At 59.4% G+C, this 15,323-nt stretch carries 12 protein-coding genes and 1 pseudogene; 10 read left to right on the forward strand and 3 right to left on the reverse strand.

All coding sequences use genetic code 11. The features are described 5' to 3' along the window. Positions 1-62: 62 nt before the first annotated feature. From DD235_RS02725 to DD235_RS02740, 4 genes are read left to right on the forward strand one after another with little or no spacing between them, the layout of a single operon-like run. Positions 63-2,396, forward strand: coding sequence for an LPS-assembly protein LptD (locus DD235_RS02725; protein ID WP_109060499.1), 2,334 nt, complete (start codon positions 63-65; stop codon positions 2,394-2,396). Further along, the gene (locus DD235_RS02730; RefSeq protein WP_109060500.1) at positions 2,397-3,866 is read left to right on the forward strand and encodes a peptidylprolyl isomerase; all 1,470 of its coding nucleotides are present in this window, start codon (positions 2,397-2,399) and stop codon (positions 3,864-3,866) included. Next, positions 3,863-4,684, forward strand: a complete 822-nt coding sequence (gene rsmA, locus DD235_RS02735; protein WP_109060501.1) for a 16S rRNA (adenine(1518)-N(6)/adenine(1519)-N(6))-dimethyltransferase RsmA — start codon at positions 3,863-3,865, stop codon at positions 4,682-4,684. Before DD235_RS02730 ends, rsmA begins: the two co-directional genes overlap by 4 nt. Continuing rightward, positions 4,668-5,783: a 3-deoxy-7-phosphoheptulonate synthase gene (locus tag DD235_RS02740; RefSeq protein WP_109060502.1), complete on the forward strand. Its 1,116-nt coding sequence runs from the start codon at positions 4,668-4,670 to the stop codon at positions 5,781-5,783. Before rsmA ends, DD235_RS02740 begins: the two co-directional genes overlap by 17 nt. Here the strand turns inward: DD235_RS02740 and DD235_RS02745 are convergent. The 3 genes from DD235_RS02745 to DD235_RS02755 are packed head-to-tail and all read right to left on the reverse strand — an operon-like array spanning position 5,768 to position 7,531. Continuing rightward, positions 5,768-6,256: a dihydrofolate reductase gene (locus DD235_RS02745; RefSeq protein ID WP_109060503.1), complete on the reverse strand. Its 489-nt coding sequence runs from the start codon at positions 6,254-6,256 to the stop codon at positions 5,768-5,770. The two genes, DD235_RS02740 and DD235_RS02745, sit on opposite strands and share 16 nt — an antisense overlap. A gap of 19 nt (positions 6,257-6,275) precedes the next feature. After that, complete coding sequence (locus DD235_RS02750) at positions 6,276-7,070, reverse strand: thymidylate synthase (protein ID WP_109060504.1); 795 nt, start codon at positions 7,068-7,070, stop codon at positions 6,276-6,278. Between the two features lie 23 nt (positions 7,071-7,093). Then, entirely contained in the window at positions 7,094-7,531 is a 438-nt protein-coding gene (locus DD235_RS02755; protein ID WP_109060505.1) for an OsmC family protein, read from the reverse strand. A 575-nt stretch (positions 7,532-8,106) separates the two neighbouring features. Here DD235_RS02755 and DD235_RS02760 point away from each other — a divergent pair. From DD235_RS02760 to DD235_RS02785, 6 genes and pseudogenes are all read left to right on the forward strand, one after another. Continuing rightward, on the forward strand, positions 8,107-9,210 hold the full coding sequence (locus tag DD235_RS02760) for an MraY family glycosyltransferase (protein WP_109060984.1): 1,104 nt from the start codon (positions 8,107-8,109) through the stop codon (positions 9,208-9,210). 72 nt (positions 9,211-9,282) lie between these two features. Next, positions 9,283-10,557, forward strand: a complete 1,275-nt coding sequence (gene tviB / locus DD235_RS02765; RefSeq protein ID WP_162300396.1) for a Vi polysaccharide biosynthesis UDP-N-acetylglucosamine C-6 dehydrogenase TviB — start codon at positions 9,283-9,285, stop codon at positions 10,555-10,557. A gap of 22 nt (positions 10,558-10,579) precedes the next feature. Next, complete coding sequence (locus tag DD235_RS02770) at positions 10,580-11,602, forward strand: SDR family oxidoreductase (protein ID WP_109060985.1); 1,023 nt, start codon at positions 10,580-10,582, stop codon at positions 11,600-11,602. Positions 11,603-11,604: 2 nt separating this feature from the next. Then, positions 11,605-12,957 carry a murein biosynthesis integral membrane protein MurJ gene (gene murJ, locus DD235_RS02775; protein WP_162300397.1) on the forward strand — a complete coding sequence of 451 codons (1,353 nt, stop codon included), beginning with the start codon at positions 11,605-11,607 and terminating at the stop codon, positions 12,955-12,957. Next, positions 12,941-14,104 carry a glycosyltransferase family 4 protein gene (locus DD235_RS02780; protein ID WP_109060507.1) on the forward strand — a complete coding sequence of 388 codons (1,164 nt, stop codon included), beginning with the start codon at positions 12,941-12,943 and terminating at the stop codon, positions 14,102-14,104. Before murJ ends, DD235_RS02780 begins: the two co-directional genes overlap by 17 nt. Beyond that, positions 14,104-15,195, forward strand: a pseudogene (locus DD235_RS02785) (glycosyltransferase family 4 protein); the annotation flags it as partial. The gene DD235_RS02780 and the pseudogene DD235_RS02785, both read left to right, overlap by 1 nt. Positions 15,196-15,323: the final 128 nt, after the last annotated feature.

The raw sequence follows: 15,323 nt of genomic DNA on the forward strand, positions 1-15,323 counted from the left end.
TTGCGCCATTCTCTATAATAGTCGTTTACCTCCATCTTCAAGGCTCGCTGCTTCCCGTGTTCATGGTCAAAAGGTTCGCTTTCCTGGCAATGCTGGCAACAGGCGTCAGTCAGGCCCAGTCCGTCACGCCCGAAAGCGCCGATACGGTCCAGCTACTGATTTCTCCAGGGCTGAGGCTGCCGGCCGGCATCATCGAAGATGACCAACCGGTATTTCTCGATGGTGACCAGGTCGATGGTACCGGGCAGGATACGGTTACCCTGACCGGCAATGGGAGCATTCGTCGCACTGGCACTTCGCTCAAGGGCGATCGCATCGATTATGACCAGCGCAGCGGCTGGGTCGATGCTGCCGGCAATGTCCGGCTGATGCGCGATGGTGGGCTGATCAGCGGTCCTGGCCTGCGCTACAACGTCAATACCGAGCAGGGCGAGGTTGATCAGCCCCGATTCCATATCGGCGCTTCCGGGGCCGCTGGCCATGCAGCGACGGCCACCATTCACGATCGGCAGCGTATGAGCATGACCGACGTGGTGTACTCCGGTTGTCCCTGCCCTGATCCTGCCTGGGAAATCCGCGCCAGTGATGTCGATCTCGATTTCGAGGAAAACGAGGGGGTAGCGCACTGGGGGGTATTGTATTTCAAGGATGTACCCATTCTTGCTTCGCCCTATCTGACCTTTCCGATCAAGAAGGAGCGCAAGAGCGGCTTGCTGATGCCAACATATGGCACGACCAGCAAGGGCGGCTTCGATTTTTCGTTGCCCTACTATTTCAATCTGGCACCCAACTACGACATGACCCTGACCCCACGCCTGCTGAGCAAGCGCGGAGTACAGCTTGGCGGTGAGTTCCGTTACATGGGCAGTACCTACGAAGGGCAGATGCATGGTACCTGGCTGGACCATGACCGCGAGGCCAAGCGCGATCGCTGGATGTATTCGACCCAGCATGCGCAGCGATTGGGTGGCGGTTTCAGCATGGGGTGGGATATCAATGCTGTTTCCGACGATGACTACTTTCGGGATTTTTCGACTTTTGGCCTGAATGAGGCATCTACAACGAATCTCAACCAGAGAGGGCAGGTGGGCTGGGGGAGTAAGTATTGGCGATCATATGTGCTGGTACAAAAATATCAGACTCTTCAGGATGAAGATTCACGTGTCACACCACCTTTTGAAAAATTGCCTGAAATCGGACTGACCGGTACTCGTTTTGACTGGAATGGGTTTGATTTGGATACGAATCTGACGGCGACACAGTTTCGAAAGTCTTGGTATGACTACAACGGTCAGCGCTTGCAGAGCGCCCGTTTTGAGGGGCGGCGCCTGAGTTCATACAGCACGATTTCCTATCCTGTCGTCAGTGCTGGATGGTATGTCAAACCTAAGCTTGGCCTGCATCTGAGCCAATATCAGACAGACTATTTTGATGCTCAGGGGGGGCGGAGAGCCGAAGACCCAAGGGTGACTCGATCACGTTCCGTACCAATATTTTCTCTTGATTCCGGAATGACCTTTGAGCGTCAGGCTTCTCTGTTCGGTAAAGCTGCGACCCAAACGCTTGAACCGCGTATTTACTACCTATGGGTGCCTTATCGCAATCAGTCCGACTTGCCGTTGTATGACACATCTGTTGCAACATTCAGTTTTGCCCAGGCGTTTAGTGAAAATATTTACAGCGGTGGTTGGGATCGTATTGCCAACGCCAACCAAGTGACACTGGGATTGACATCGCGATGGCTTGATGAGGATACGGGATTCGAGCGCCTCAAGCTTGAGGGAGCTCAGCGTATCTATTTTGAAGATCAGAGGGTAACGCTGCCTGGTGAAACGCCTCGCACAGGTGCACGATCAGATTATTTGATTGGTGCCAGTGCAGCATTGACCAATACGCTGACGACGCAGATGTCGTTACAGTACAACCCTTACGAGAGTCAATGGGAGCGAGCGACGGCAGGTGTCAAATGGTTGCCTCAACGTGCCACTTCGATCACAACAGCCTATCGATATCAGCGTGAACCCACTCCTGGTATTGTAGATCTGTCGCGTTCGCGTACCCCTCAAGAACAGGTCAGCACGACTTTCCAATGGCCACTCAGCAATCGCTGGTACACGCTGGGGCGCATGGACTACTCATTGCGTGAAAATCGTTTCACGCAGGCGATTGGCGGTGTTGAGTACAAGGGTGATTGTTGCTGGGTGGGTCGCTTTGTGGTCCAGCGGTATGCTGTTTCCGCCAACGATGCCAATACGGCTTTCTTCTTCCAACTTGAACTGAGCGGGCTGGGATCGCTGGGAACGGATCCGATGAGCTTGTTGTCAAAGAGCATTACGGGCTATCAGGTGATCAATCCGCCTGCGCCGGATCGCTCGATTTTTGAAAGGTACGAATAAATGCGAAACGCGCGACAAGCGTACATCGGGCAGCGTCGGCTGCCGCGACTGGTCATGGTGCTGGCGACGTTTGCGCTGGCACCTCAGGCTCCCCTCATGGCTGCCGAGGTGCTACAGGCACAGCCCGCAGCGACAGAGCGCCTGAGCGATGGCATTGCGGCGATTGTCGACAAGGATGTCATCACGCTGCGCGAACTGTCGCGACGCGTGGCCGAAGTGCATGCAGATCTGGCGCGTCGTGGCATACAGTTGCCGCCTGATGCCGATCTTGAGCAGCAGGTATTGCAGCGAATGATTACCGAGCGCCTGGAGCAGCATGAGGCGGAGCGGTTGCATATCGCTGTCAATGATGCCCAGGTCGACCAGGCAATTGCCGTGATCGCACAGCGCAATGGCATGTCTCAGCAGGAACTTCAGCACAAGATCGAGGAATCGGGCCTGACGTGGGCGGCCTATCGCACCGAAATCACCGACAGCATCCGTCTTGATGCCATTCGCCAGCGTGCCGTGGATCCCACCATCACGATTTCCAATGCCGAGATTGATGCTTTTCTCGCCGAGCAGGAATCACGGGCCAATGCCGTGGGCACTGCACGCCCGAACCTTGCGGCACCGGTGTCGGTGCACCTCGCACAGATCCTGGTGCGCGTGCCCGAAGGCGCGGCCTCCAGCGATGTGGCTGCCTTGCGCCAGCGTGCCGAGGGTGTGTTGGCACGGGCCCGTGCCGGAGAGGATTTCGCTTCCCTGGCGGCTGCGGCATCGGATGGCCCGGAGGCTTTCCAGGGCGGAGACATGGGCGAGCGTCCCTTACAGGCCTGGCCTGATCTGTTCATCAGTGCCATTCGCGGGCTGCAGCCGGGGCAGGTCACCGAGTTGGTCCAGAGTGGCAATGGCTTCCATATCATCAAGGTTGTCGCCAGTGCAGGGGGCAATCCTGACGAGGCACAGCAACAACTGCAATTCGAGCGGAGTCAGCAGGCTCTGGCGGAAGGTCCCATGCCGGTGACCCAGACCCATGCCCGCCATATTCTGATCAAGACCTCGGCGGTGATGAGCGACGAGCAGGCGCGCACGCGTCTGGAGCAACTGCGCCAGCGGATTCTGGAAGGGAAGGAAAAATTCGAGGATCTGGCTCGCCAGCACTCCAATGACACCTCGGCACCGCAAGGCGGCGATCTGGGTTGGTTGACCCCGGGTGAAACAGTGCCGCCATTTGAGCAGGCCATGGATGCGCTGGATGCTGGCCAGGTCAGCCAGCCTGTTCAGAGTCCGTTTGGCTGGCACCTTATCAAGGTCGAGGAGCGCCGTACCCAGGATATGGCCGAAGAGTATCAGCGCATGCAGGCACGGCAGATCCTGTTCGAGCGACGTGCCGGACCGGCATTCGAGGAGTGGCTGGGACAGTTGCGCGATCAGGCTTACATAGAGAATCGCCTGGAGAAGCGCGCCCGACTGGAACAGGAACTGTGAGTACGCGAGGCCACGGCGGCGGGCATCAGGCCCGCAAGCGTTTTGGGCAGCATTTCCTGGTCGATGAAGTCGTCATTGAGCAGATCGTGCGTGCCATTCGTCCCGAGCGTGCCGATCTGATGGTCGAGATCGGTCCCGGCCAGTCGGCACTGACTGCGCCACTGTTGCAGCAGCTTGATTGCCTGCATGCTGTGGAGATTGATCGGGATCTGGCCGGACGTCTGCGCCAGCAGCATGGCGAGCGGCTGAAGCTGACCAATGCAGATGCGCTGCAAGTCGATTTCAGGGAGTTCGGTGCACCGCTGCGGATCGTCGGCAATTTGCCCTACAACATCTCGACGCCATTGCTGTTTCATCTGATCCAGGCGGCCGATGTTGTCAAGGATCAGCATTTCATGCTGCAGAAAGAGGTCGTGGATCGTATGGTCGCGGCACCGGGTTCGTCAGATTATGGGCGGCTGTCCGTCATGCTGCAATTGCGCTATCGCATGGACAGCCTGTTCGATGTGCCGCCTGATGCGTTCGACCCACCGCCTCGTGTCATGTCAGCCGTGGTCAGGATGCGTCCGCTTCCGGAAAGCCGACCGAAGCCGGCCAGCATGGCGGTGTTCGAACAGGTCGTGACCCGTGCCTTTTCGCAGCGTCGCAAGATGTTGCGTCGTGTACTGGGAGCATGGGCGGCTGCCGTGCCCTGGGAGTCGCTTGGGATTGAAGGGACGGCGCGTGCCGAAACGCTGTCGGTGGCGCAGTTCATCGGTCTTGCGGATGCCTTGAAGGATATTGTCGAATCAGGAGGCGGAGATGTGTCCGCAACGTGAAAATACTGTCAGTGATATCGAGGGTGTGAACCCCGCCATCCAGGATGCTACCCGCATCGACGATGTGCGCATCAGTGCTGTGAGGCCGTTGATTTCGCCAGCCTTGCTGCTTGATGAGTTGCCCGTGAGTCCGACGGCGCACAGTCTTGTCGAGCGCAGCCGGTCGGCGATTGCAGATATTCTGCATGGACGCGACGACAGGTTGCTGGTCGTGGTGGGGCCTTGTTCCATCCACGATCATGGGCAGGCCATCGAATATGCCCGCAAGCTGCAGGGCATTGCACGGTCCCTGGAAAAGGAACTGTTGATTGTCATGCGGGTGTATTTCGAGAAGCCGCGTACCACTGTTGGCTGGAAAGGCTACATCAACGACCCGTTGCTCGATGGCAGTTTCCGCATCAATCTGGGTTTGCGCAAGGCGCGCGAGTTGATGCTCGAGATTTCCGACATGGGCCTGCCCATTGCCACGGAATTTCTCGATCTGCTCAGTCCGCAGTATCTCTCTGATCTCGTGACCTGGGGGGCGATTGGTGCACGGACCACCGAAAGCCAGAGTCACAGGCAACTGTCTTCGGGCCTGAGTTGCCCCCTGGGGTTCAAGAATGGTACCGATGGTGGCGTTCAGGTTGCGGTGGATGCCATCGTGGCGGCCAGTTCCTCGCATGCCTTCATGGGCATGACTAAGCTGGGGACGGCGGCGATCTTTGAAACGCGCGGCAATCCGGATACGCATGTCATCCTGCGTGGTGGCAAGCATGGTCCGAATTACGATGCGGCGAGTGTAGAGGCCTGCTGTCAGGCGCTGCGCAAGGCAGGCCTGCGCGAACAGGTCATGATCGATTGTTCGCACGCCAATTCAAGCAAGGATTATGCCCGGCAGGTGCCGGTTGGTCAGGATGTCGCAGGGCAGATCGCAGCAGGTGAACAGCGTATTACCGGCGTCATGATTGAAAGCCACCTGGAAGCCGGACGACAGGACCTCAAAGAGGGCGTGCCGCTGGCCTATGGCGTATCGATTACCGACGGCTGCCTGGGATGGTCACAGACCGAACCTTTGCTTGAAACATTGGCAGATGCGGTGCGTCAGCGGCGCTTGTAAGTGACGAAATCGTAGGCGTAGCCGTTTTCGGGCGGCTGCGGCCGGCGTTCCACTTCTGCCCAGCGGGCAGGAGGCAGTACCGGAAAGTAAGCATCACCGTCGACATCCTGGTTGATTTCCGTTGTGCAGACGGTATCGGCCAGGTCCAGGGCCAGCGCATAGACCTGAGCACCTCCAATGACAAAAACCCGGTCGGCGGGCATTGCCAGTGCCAGTGCATCCGGCAGTGTCGATGCTACCCTTGCACCTTCCGCAGAATATGCCGGATCGCGGCTGATAACGATGTTGAGGCGTCCCGGCAGAGGGCGTCCGAGTGATTCCCAGGTTTTGCGGCCCATGATAATGGGATGTCCCAGAGTGGTCTGCTTGAAGTGTGCCAGATCGCCCGGCAGTCGCCAGGGCAGGGTGTTGTCCTTGCCGATGGTGCGATTGAGGGCATGTGCGACGATCAGGCTGATGGCAGGTTGGGTCATGTAAGTAGCGCTATGTGCTTTAGACGGCGACAGGGGCCTTGATGTGGGGGTGGCACTGGTAGCCCTCGATCTCGAAATCCTCGTAGGCATATTCGAAAAGAGAATCGGGACGACGCTTGATGTTCAGGCGCGGATAGGGGTAGGGCGTGCGAGACAGTTGCAGTTCGACCTGCTCGAAGTGATTGCTGTAGAGATGGCAGTCGCCGCCCGTCCAGATAAAGTCACCGACATCCAGATCGCATTGCTGTGCCACCATGTGTGTCAGCAAGGCATAGCTGGCGATGTTAAACGGCACGCCCAGGAAAATATCGGCACTGCGCTGGTAGAGCTGGCAGGACAGTTTGCCGTCGGCCACGTAGAACTGAAACATGGCATGACAAGGCGGCAGGGCCATCTGGTCAATCAGTCCGACATTCCAGGCCGAAACGATCATGCGGCGTGAGTCGGGTGTTTCCCGGATCTGTCGCAGTACCTGGCTGATTTGGTCGATATGACGACCATCCGGTGCCGGCCAGCTGCGCCACTGAACCCCGTAGACGGGGCCGAGATTGCCTGCCGCATCGGCCCACTCGTCCCATATGCTGACGCCACGTTCCTGCAGCCAACGTACATTCGCGTCGCCCCGCAGGAACCAGAGCAATTCTGTGAAGATGCTGCGGGTGTGCAGCTTCTTGGTGGTGACAAGAGGAAAGCCTTCCGACAGGTTGAAGCGCATCTGATATCCGAACACGGAGCGCGTGCCGGTACCGGTGCGGTCTGTCTTGGTCGTGCCATGCTCATAGACATGGCGCATGAAATCTTCGTATTGACGCATGGGCGAGGGTTCCTGCCGGGGGATCAGTCTGCTGTGTCGCTGGTATCGATGAGTGTCACGCTCCAGTCCAGCGTTGCGGTCTTGCCGAGCATGGCCGAGGCGGAGCAGTATTTCTCGTGCGAAAGCTGTACGGCACGCTCGACTGCCGCCAGCGGCAGCTTGCGGCCCGAGACGGTAAATGCAAAGCGGATGCGGGTGAAAACCTTGGGATCGGTGTCGGCCCGCTCGGCCTGTAGTTCGACACGGCAGCCTTCAACCTTGTGGCGACCACGTTTGAGAATCAGGACTACATCGTATGCTGCGCAGCCGCCGGCACCGGCCAGCAGCATTTCCATCGGGCGGGGGGCCAGGTTGTTGCCGCCGCCCTCTGGCGCGCCATCCATTGCCGTGACATGACCACTGCCGGTACTGGCGACGAACAGCATGCCGGATGGCCCGGCCCATTCAACTTTGCATTCCATGTGTGTATTCCTTGGGCTGTGCGTACGTACCTGCGCGAACGTACCGTATGATCCGTAATCATAAAGCATGGGCCAGGGCTTGGCACCCGGAGCCAGATACCGACAGACAGTGATCCGTAGGGGCTGGCGTGATGGCTGGCATCTTGTGGCTTGGGGTTAACCCTTCAGCTCTTGTGTGTGGGCTGGAACATCAATATGTGCATATTGCGCTGCACAAAAACAACAGAACAGCAGATCTGCTGTGGTTCTTCCAAAAATCTTGCGTTGCACCATTTTCCTTGTATATAATTGAGTCATCGGATGTCGAAGCAGGTTGGTGCGGTGAGCACACCCCAATCTGCAAGGGTTAACCCCCGGCATGCCAAGGTTGTCTCCTCCACCCTCCTCCTTTGGTGGATTTACCCCGAAACCGTTTGGTTTCGGGGTTTTTTTTGGCTTTGTTGCAATTGCCCACGCGCGTCATATACCAAAGTTACAATTTGGGCAGATAATAGAGAGCTAGCAAAAACAGCATGCCACTCTATATATGTATGGCATGCAGCCCCGGCATGGGGATTCCGGCAAGTGAGGCGAGAGTGACCTGGTTGACGATCTGTGTAGTGGCGTTCATGGTAGGTGGCCTGATCGTGGCATCCGAGCGGTGGCATGGCGCACTGACGGGCGACAGCGACATGAACAAGCCGCAGGCTTTTCACAGCCGGGCGACCCCTCGCGTGGGCGGCCTGGCCGTACTGGCTGGCACGATGGCCGGGTTGCTGGTACTGGGGCCCAGCAACATGACGCTGGCTTGGCTCTGGCCGGCATTGTTTCTGGCTGCGCTGCCCGTATTCGTTGCCGGCCTGCTGGAAGATATCACCAAGGACATCGGTGCCGGCAAGCGTTTACTGGCTGCCTTTGCCTCGGCAGCGATTGCATGGTGGCTGCTGGGCGGGGTCAGTCGGGTGGGATTCGAATGGATAGACTGGTTGCTGGCATTCTGGCCGGTATCGTTGTTGTTTACCGTCATTGCCGTGGGAGGGTGCACCCATGCGCTCAATATCGTCGATGGCATGAATGGGCTGGCTGGCATGGTGGCTACGTTGATGGCTGCTTCGATCAGCCTGGTGGCCTGGCAGGTCGGTGATACGCCTATTTTCCTGATTTCCGCTTCCCTGGCGTCAGCCACGCTGGGCTTCCTGGTCTGGAATTTTCCTTTCGGCCGTGTATTCCTCGGGGATGGTGGTGCCTATTTCATCGGTTTCATGCTGGCCGAACTGGCTGTGCTGCTGGTGGTGCGCAACCCTTCCGTTTCGCCATTCTATGCATTGGCTGTGCTGTTCTATCCGGTATTCGAGACGCTCTTCTCGATCTGGCGCCGCAAGTTCAAGCGTGGTGTGCCGGTCGATCAGCCGGATGCCCTGCATCTGCACCAATTGGTGTTTCGCCGGCTGGTCCGCGTGACGTTCAGCCGTCGGCAGCGTCATGCCATTCCGGCACTCTGTAATGCGCTGGCGTCTCCCTATCTCTGGGGGCTGGCGCTGATTGGTCTGGTGCCGGCCACCATCTGGTGGGACAACGCCTGGGCGCTGTGCGCCAGCATCCTGGTCTTTTCCATCAGCTACGTCTGGTTGTATGCACGTCTTGTGTCGTGGCGTCGCCCGGACTGGCTACTTCTGCCTCGCAACTGGCGCGCCGACTGAGGCTTTGCCGCTGCGGGCTTGTTCTGATTGTCGATTACCCTATGGCGCATGGCGCCGCAACAGGAGAAAATCTTGCATATCAATGATGTCAAACTGGCTATTATCGGATTGGGTTATGTCGGGCTGCCGCTTGCCGTCGAATTCGGTCGCAAGCGTTCGGTCGTCGGTTTCGATATCAACAAGGCGCGCATTGCCGAACTGAAGTCGGGGCGTGACCATACCCTCGAAGTTTCGAGCGAAGAACTGGCTGAAGCTGGTCAATTGTCGTTCAGCCACGAAGTCAGCGATCTGGCCCAGTGCAATGTCTTCATCGTCACCGTGCCGACGCCGATCGACGAATACAAGCAGCCTGACCTGACGCCACTGGTCAAGGCCAGCGAAACCATAGGCGGTATTCTGAAGAAGGGCGATATCGTTATCTACGAATCCACGGTCTATCCGGGAGCGACCGAAGAACGCTGCGTGCCGGTGCTGGAGCAGGTCTCCGGCCTGACCTTCAATCAGGATTTCTACGCGGGCTACAGCCCTGAACGCATCAACCCGGGTGACAAGACGCACCGGGTTTCCACCATTCTCAAGGTGACCTCGGGCTCGACCCCCGAAGTAGCAGACTTGGTTGATGCACTGTATGCCAGCATTATCACAGCCGGGACGCACAAGGCGTCCAGCATCCGGGTGGCCGAGGCCGCCAAGGTGATCGAGAACACCCAGCGCGACGTCAATATCGCCCTGATCAACGAACTGGCGCTGATCTTCAACAAGATGGGCATCGACACCGAGGCCGTTCTCAAGGCTGCGGGTACCAAATGGAATTTCCTGCCGTTCCGTCCCGGGCTGGTCGGTGGGCACTGCATCGGCGTCGATCCTTATTACCTCACGCACAAGGCACAGGCCATCGGCTACCATCCTGAAATCATTCTGGCGGGCCGTCGCCTGAACGATTCAATGGGCCAATATGTCGCGTCGCAACTGGTCAAGGCCATGCTGGGCAAGCGCATCCAGGTCGATGGCGCGCGCGTGTTGATCATGGGGTTGACCTTCAAGGAAAACTGCCCCGATCTGCGCAATACCAAGATTGTCGACATCCTGCACGAACTGCGCGAATACAACGTGGAAATCGATGTCTATGATCCCTGGGTCGATCCCGAGGAGGCTGTGCATGAGTACGGTATCCGTCCGATCTCCGAGCTGCCGCAAGGTGCCTACGATGGGGTCATTCTGGCGGTCGCGCACCACCAGTTCGCGGATATGGGCGCACCGGCCATCCGGGCACTGGGCAAGAAGGCGCATGTACTGTACGACCTCAAGTATCTGCTGACGACTGACCAGTCGGATCTGCGTCTTTGATTTGCTACGGAGACTCATGAACATGTCCGAATACCAGACTGTCCAGGAAACCCTGCGCCGTACGCCTGCCACCTGGCTGGTGACCGGCTGCGCCGGTTTCATCGGCTCCAACCTGATCGAAACCCTGCTGCGTCTTGACCAGCAGGTCGTTGGCCTTGACAACTTCGCGACCGGGCACCAGCACAACCTCGATGAGGTGCAGGCGCAGGTAGGGCCCGAGCGTTGGGCGCGCTTTCGTTTCATCGAAGGTGATATCCGTGATCTCGAAACCTGCCGTCACGCCCTGAAAGGCGTTCGTCATGTGCTGCATCAGGCTGCGCTGGGCTCGGTGCCCCGTTCGCTGAATGATCCGATTACCAGCAATGACGTCAATGTGTCCGGCTTTCTCAACATGTTGACGGCCGCACGCGATGAGAAGGTGGCTTCGTTTGTGTACGCTGCCTCGAGTTCGACCTATGGCGATCATCCCGGATTGCCCAAGGTCGAGGATACGATAGGCCGGCCGCTGTCTCCTTATGCCGTGACCAAGTTCGTCAACGAACTGTATGGTGACGTGTATGCACGTGCCTACGGCTTTTCCAGCACGGGCTTGCGCTATTTCAACGTCTTCGGCAAGCGTCAGGATCCGGACGGTGCCTATGCTGCAGTGATTCCCAAGTGGATCTCGGCCATGATTCAGGGTCAGGTCGTGCGTATCAATGGCGATGGCGAAACCAGCCGCGATTTCTGCTTCGTCGAGAATGCGGTGCAGGCCAATCTGCTGGCATCCGTCAAGCAGGCCCAGGGTGAACACCAGGTCTATAACGTGGCGGTCAATGCGCGCACTACGCTCAATACCCTGTACGAGCAGTTGGTGGAAGTCCTTGCGCTCAATGGGGTGCAGGTCACAGCACGTCCCGAGCACGGTGATTTTCGGGCGGGCGATGTACGCCACTCCCAGGCCGATATCGGCAAGGCGGCGGCAGCATTGGGCTTTGCGCCAACCCATACCCTGCGTCAGGGGCTGGAAGTGGCCATGCCCTGGTATCTCGACTTCCTGCGCTGAACTTGAAGCGTCTCCTCAACCGGCTTGGGCGGCTTGACGGCGATCATCGCAGGATCGCCCTGGGAGCCGCCCGGGTCGCCTTTTTTCTGATCATCGGCAAGCTGGCTGGGGCCTTCAAGGAAATGGCCGTGGCGTATCGCTACGGCATCAGCGATGTGGTGGATGCCTACCAGTTCACCATGACATTCGCGACCTGGGTGCCCGTGACGCTGGTGGGGGTGCTGTCGGTGGTGCTGATTCCTGTGCTGGTTCGGCTGCGCAAGGACGAGCACCGCCAGAATGTCCGGTTTCTGGGCGAATTGCAGACACTCGCCTGGTGGTTGGGGTTGGCCCTGGCGGCCTTGATCATCCTGGCTTGGCCCTGGGTGCTGCAGGGGCCCGGTGCGGCGCTCGATGCCGAGACGATGGCCTATGCCCGGGAGCTGGCCTGGGGTTTTGCCCCGGTGGCGCTGTTCACGGTATTGGCAGGAGTCAGTGCGGCACGCCTGCGGGCCCGCGAGCGACATGTGAATACGCTGCTCGACAGCGTGCCGGCTCTGGTCATTCTGGTCTGGGTGATGCTGGCCGGTCCGGATGCAGGAATCACACCGTTGCTGTGGGGCACTGTGTCGGGATTTGCCGTGCAGTGCATCTGGCTGCAGTGGCTGGCCGCGCGTGCCGATAATGGCATCTGGGGAGCGCCCACCTGGGGCCTGGGTTCGCCATATTGGCATGGCATGGCGCAGGCACTGGGTATCATGATGATCGGCCAACTGGTGATGAGCCTGGTAGGGCCGATTGACCAGTACACAGCCGCACGACTGTCCGGCAATGCCAACGCCACATTGGGTTATGCCGCCCGTCTGCTGTCGCTGCTGCTGGGTATCGGTGCCATGTCGGTGGGGCGGGCCGCGTTGCCGGTGCTGTCCGAGGTCCAGAGCCGCGGTGAGCCGGCACGGGCCCGGCAGATGGCACTCAAATGGTCGATGGCCATGGCGGGCATCGGGGTTGTCGCAGTCGCCGTGGGTTGGTGGCTTGCACCGTGGGGGGTTGCCCTGATTTTCGAACGTGGTGCCTTCGGGCCGGAGGATACCCAGGCCGTTGCGCAGGTTCTGCGCTGGGGCATGCTGCAATTGCCTTTCTATTTTGGCGTGCTGGTGCTGGTGCAATTGCTGGCCAGTCAGAAGCGCTATCGCATCATGGCAACCATTGCCGTCATGAACTTTGCCGTCAAGGCGCTCATGAACTATCTGCTGGCACCCGTGATGGGCGTGGCAGGCATCATGCTGGCCACCAGTCTGATGTACCTGTCCTCCTACCTGTGTTATTTCTTCGTGGCTTCCCGGCCTTATCGTGCGCATGACCAGACTGCCTGATTCTTCCCTGCATATCCTGATCGTCATCTACTCGCTGCGTGGTGGCGGGGCCGAACGGGTGGCCGTCGATCTCAGCCGTGAATGGCTGCAGGCAGGACATCGCGTGACGCTGGTCAGCCGCATGGATGACAGCCATGATGCCTACGCACTGGCTCCGGGCGTGAAGCGCATCATCCTGGATCATGACGCGGCAAGCCGTGCAACCGGTGCATGGCATGGGCTGGTGGCCCTGGTCAGGCGGATTGCCCGCCTGCGGGCGATCATCCGGCAGGAATGTCCGGATATCGTGCTGGGCATGATGAGCACATCTTCCATGCTGGCTATCCTCGCTGCGCGTGGACTGCCCTGCAAGGTGATCGCGACCGAGCATACCCATCCTCCAGCCCAGCGCATGGGACGGCTGTGGCGCTGGCTGCGGCGCAAGACCTATCCCCATGCGGCTGCAGTGGTGGCCTTGACGCGGGATACGGCAAGCTGGCTGCGCGAACAGATCCCGGGCGCACAGCTGGCGGTCATCCCGAACGCCGTGCACTGGCCCCTGCCCATGACGGATGCAGGGCGTGCTGAAGTACATGCCAGCCGACCGAATCTGCTGTTGGGTGTCGGGCGTCTGCACCCCATCAAGGGATTCGATGTTCTGGTCGAAGCATTTGCGCGCGTTGCGGATCGCCATCCCGATTGGTGCCTCACTATCCTGGGTGAAGGGCCACAGCGTCGCACGCTCGAGCAGCAGATTGACCACCACGGCCTGCAGGATCGCATCAGCCTGCCGGGGCGCACCGACCATGTCGGCGACTGGTATGCCAGGGCACAGTTGTATGTGCTGAGTTCACATACGGAAGGCCTGTCGAATACGCTGCTTGAGGCCATGGCCAGCGGTTGCCCGGTTGTGGCCTTTGATTGTGAGACCGGGCCGCGGGAAATCATCCGGCCAGACCTGGATGGCCGGATGGTGCTGCCGGTGGGTGATGCCGCTGCGCTGGCAGACGCGCTCGACACGCTGATGGCAAGTCCCGAGATGCGGGCACAATTCTCTGAACAGGCTATCGACGTTCGGGAACGCTTTGCCATGCCCAGGATATTGGCGCAATGGCAGGCACTGTTCGATCAGGTCCTGAAGCGCCGGACATCGGGAGGAAAGGCTTGATGAAGATACTGCTGCTGGTGAGTTCCATGCATGGCGGCGGGGCGGAACGGGTTGCCGCGACGCTGGCAGGCGCATGGGCGACGCGCGGAGATCGCGTGACGCTGATGCCGACCTATTCTGCGCGTGGCGAATGCGCCTATACCCTGTCGCCACAGGTCGAAACGGTCTGGCTGGCAGATCTGGTCGAGCAGTCCGGAAAGCGGGCCAGTCTCTGGAATCGGGGGCGGTGCCTGCGTCAGTTCGTGCAGGATCGTCAACCCGATGTGATCGTTTCCTTTCTGACCAATGTCAATGTCGTGGCGTTGATGGCGACCTGGGGCCTGAAGGTACCGGTGATCGTCTGTGAGCGTACCAATCCGGCATTCGCCACCAACCTGGAAAGGCGTCTGCGCTGGTTGCGACGCTGGCTGTATCCGCGCGCGGATGTCGTGACGGTGCAGACCCAGGACAGTATTCCGACGTTTCACAAGATGGTGCCTGGCATGCAGCAGTTGCATGCCATTCCCAATCCCCTGCCGGATGGCATTCCCGTCAAGCGATCTGGTGTGGACGACGCTGACATGCCAGGGCGTCGCCGGCTGGTGGCCATGGGGCGCTTTGCGCCCGTCAAACAGTTTGACCTGCTCATCCGCGTGTTTGCGCGACTGGCACCAGAGCATCCCGACTGGGATCTGTATCTGTGGGGCGAAGGACCCCAGCGCAGGGCGCTCGAAGACCAGATCGCACGCGATGATCTGATCGGCCGTGTCTTGCTGCCAGGACGGACGCGCCAGCCCTGGCATGAACTGGCAGCGGCAGATGCGTTCGTGTTGACATCTGCCGTGGAGGGATTCCCGAACGCACTGCTGGAGGCGATGGCGGCAGGGCTGCCAGTGGTCAGTTTCGATTGCCCGAGTGGTCCGGCAGATTTGACGGACCATGGGCAGGACGGCCTGCTGGTACCGCCGCAGGACGAAGACGCCCTCTATGCCGCATTGCACCGCTTGATGGGAGATGATGCGTTGCGTGCCCGGCTGGGGGTCCAGGGGATGCGATCCGTGCGGACTCGTTATGCGTTGCCGGCTGTGTTGACACAATGGGATCGACTTTTCGGGCTGGCAGGTGTGTCCGCCGGCGTGCAGCCCGTTGATGCAGGGCTGGTTGCGCCGGCGCAGATGGCGAGCGTGACATCGGCAGTGCAGCGGGCAGCACGTCCGGTAGTACCGATCAAAGTTTTGCA

The sequence above is a fragment of the Corticimicrobacter populi genome (genome assembly GCF_003123725.1).
Classification (GTDB): domain Bacteria; phylum Pseudomonadota; class Gammaproteobacteria; order Burkholderiales; family Burkholderiaceae_B; genus Corticimicrobacter; species Corticimicrobacter populi.